Source organism: Collinsella sp. TM10-22, from assembly GCF_003466125.1.
Lineage (GTDB): Bacteria > Actinomycetota > Coriobacteriia > Coriobacteriales > Coriobacteriaceae > Collinsella.
Map to the genome: position 1 here is coordinate 1 of NZ_QSOC01000015.1, position 2,493 is coordinate 2,493.

Annotated in this window: 3 protein-coding genes; all 3 read right to left on the reverse strand. The window is 56.7% G+C overall.

All coding sequences use genetic code 11. The annotated features are described in order from the left end of the window. Positions 1-316 precede the first annotated feature (316 nt). Genes DXD94_RS09485 through DXD94_RS09495 form a run of 3 tightly spaced genes read right to left on the reverse strand, consistent with a single transcriptional unit; the run spans position 317 to position 2,309 of the window. Positions 317-1,030, reverse strand: a complete 714-nt coding sequence (locus DXD94_RS09485; protein WP_055252186.1) for a GntR family transcriptional regulator — start codon at positions 1,028-1,030, stop codon at positions 317-319. Next, entirely contained in the window at positions 1,015-1,782 is a 768-nt protein-coding gene (locus tag DXD94_RS09490; protein ID WP_117763892.1) for a GntR family transcriptional regulator, read from the reverse strand. Before DXD94_RS09490 ends, DXD94_RS09485 begins: the two co-directional genes overlap by 16 nt. Positions 1,783-1,817: 35 nt before the next feature. Further along, the gene (locus DXD94_RS09495; RefSeq protein WP_117636071.1) at positions 1,818-2,309 is read right to left on the reverse strand and encodes a hypothetical protein; all 492 of its coding nucleotides are present in this window, start codon (positions 2,307-2,309) and stop codon (positions 1,818-1,820) included. Positions 2,310-2,493 lie beyond the last annotated feature (184 nt).

Sequence of the window (2,493 nt, forward strand, 5' to 3'; positions counted from 1 at the left end):
TGGTCGAAGTGCATGATCTCGATCTTCTCGGTCTCCTTCATTCCCGCTCCTTTCACGAGCAGTTTGAATTGTCACACGGCCCGGACGGGCTTACCGTCCCGTCGCACCGCCTAACCTTGTGGTCATCTTGGCCCCAAGCTCAACAATTCAAAGGTTCTTAATACCAGTGAACGATTACAGGTTAGCCGTTTTTAATACCGATTTTTCGATTTCATCCTCCCCTCTCGGTAGACGGTCAGTTTTTGCCGCCCATCGGTCAAGCGACATATGGCCATAAAAGACGAGCGCCCTGCCGTACACAAGGACGCTCTGAACACTAATAGTTGTAGGTATATCCGCCGGCATCGCCGCGGGTAAAAGACTTGGCACACTCGATAACCTGTCCACTCGAGTCATAGGTCAGGCATTCCAGCACGAGGGCCAGGTCGCCCGGCTCAAGATCGAGCAAACTCGCATCGCGTGCGCCCAGCGCCTCAATATCGAGCTTCTCAATCGATTTATCTGGCTTTCGGCCCAACATGTCATAGGTCTCATACAGGCTGAAAACCGATATGTCCACGTCTTCGATGCCAGGGAACAGCAGACACGGGATCAGCGTCATCTCGATCGACACGGGTTCACCATCAATGCAGTTAAGACGGCGCACCGAGTAGAGCAGATCGTCCTCGCCGATACCAAACAAGTCGGCATAATACGGGCCGGCATAGCGTTTGGAGCGCGCCAGGATGCGCACCGACGGCGTCGCGCCCGAAGCTAAAACCGACTGACGGAAGCCGCCCTTGCGAGCGTGCTCGTCAAACCACTTGTGCCCCACAAAGGCGCCCTTGCCCTGCACGCGACGAATCTGGCCACTTTTGACCAGCTCATCCATGGCGCTGCGGATGGTCAGGCGCGTCGTGCCAAACTCCTCGGCCAGCTCATTTTCGGACGGAATCATCGAGCCCGTCGGATAGTCACCGCGCTCGATTCGCTCCGCAATGCAGCGGCGAATTTGCTTGTAAACCGGCAAGTCTTCTACTGCCTCAGCCATTCGACACCCACCTTCGTCGCAACGCCGTCTGCCTCACCGTTATCGGCAAATCGATACTTGGTCGGCAGGGTCACGGACTTGCAATACTCGACAAAGCCATCGTTCTCATCGCGCTCGTGCGAAGCCTTATAAAACACCGGGGCGCCCTCCTGGGCATCCAGCAACTTGGCCTCGTCGGCGTTCAGACGGCTGATGGAAATATGCTCCTTGCCGTGCGACACGCGGACATTCCCCTCTTTGAGCAAAACGTCGTAGAGGCTCTCCTGCTCGAAATCGTGATCGGGAAGCGAGGGACACAAAGACAGATTGACGTATGCCGTCTCGATCGACGCCGGGGAACCATTGACCACGCGCACGCGCCGAATGCAGAAGAGCGGCATGCCCAGCTCGATTTGGGCCTTTTGGGCCAGGTCGATATCGGCGTACACGACCTTGGAGCATACCAGGCGTGCGGTTGACTTTGAGCCGACCCTCTCCACCGCCTGCGTATAGTTCCACGTTTCCTGAAAGATGTTCAGCGGTTTGGGCGGGCACACATAGGTGCCCGAACCGCGGCGGCTTTCCAAGGTTCCGCACGAAATGAGACGCGTGATCGCAGCGCGCAACGCCGTGCGGGACACGCCCAGCTCTTCACAGAGCACGCGCTCGGCGGGCAGCCGGTCGCCACCCTGCAGGTCATAATGGTTGATATACCAAAGAATGCCCTCAAAGGCGCGATCTTTGGGCGGAATCGCATATGGTTCACTCGACATGGGTAAGGCTCCTCGACCGCTTGATGCTGCGGGCATCATTGCTCCGAACGCCCCATGGCGTCGAAGGCTTCTTTGATCTGTTCCGCAACGTTCCGATACGACCGATATAGGCCGCAGTCTCGCTTGACTTCGCCCGCAGTCACAGGAATCTCAAGCTTCGAAATCTCATCCTCGCCGGTTTGCACGGCAACGACGACACCCATACCAAGGCACATGTTACGCTTGGCGGCATTGTTTTTGGTAGCCTGAGCTGGGTTAATCAAAATCTGCTGAGCGAGCTCTCGATTGCTGAGCTGCGGCACATCCTCGGGATTTCCGGTCTCGACAATCTCGCATTGCAGCACATCCGCGTAGTCAAAAATCCTCGGGGTCGCGCCGCGCTGATGCACGGCCCACTTGCGACGCGTGGCATCCTGGTAGATAGCCGGCAAAAACGTAAAGCGCGGCGGGTCCAAAATCGTGTCCGTGATGGTAAACACATCGGGATCAAAGGCATCCTGCGGGTTTTTCTTCTTGAACAGCCCCATATCAGACTCCCGTACTAACACTTAACAACTCGAGCTAAATATAGCACCAATTTCAAGTCGCCGCTTTAGCGCATCGGTGCATGGCATCTATAGCTCGCCCAGCGGGAAATACACAGACGAGACCCGGGGCGGGGTGCTTGGTTTTGAGAAGTGGGCTTCGCGAACTTCCAAAACCAAGCACCCC

Coding starts and splice junctions, on each gene's coding strand:
- DXD94_RS09485 (WP_055252186.1), bottom strand. CDS start 1,030: ATGGCTGAGGCAGTAGAAGACTTGCCGGTTTACAAGCAAATTCGCCGC.
- DXD94_RS09490 (WP_117763892.1), bottom strand. CDS start 1,782: ATGTCGAGTGAACCATATGCGATTCCGCCCAAAGATCGCGCCTTTGAG.
- DXD94_RS09495 (WP_117636071.1), bottom strand. CDS start 2,309: ATGGGGCTGTTCAAGAAGAAAAACCCGCAGGATGCCTTTGATCCCGAT.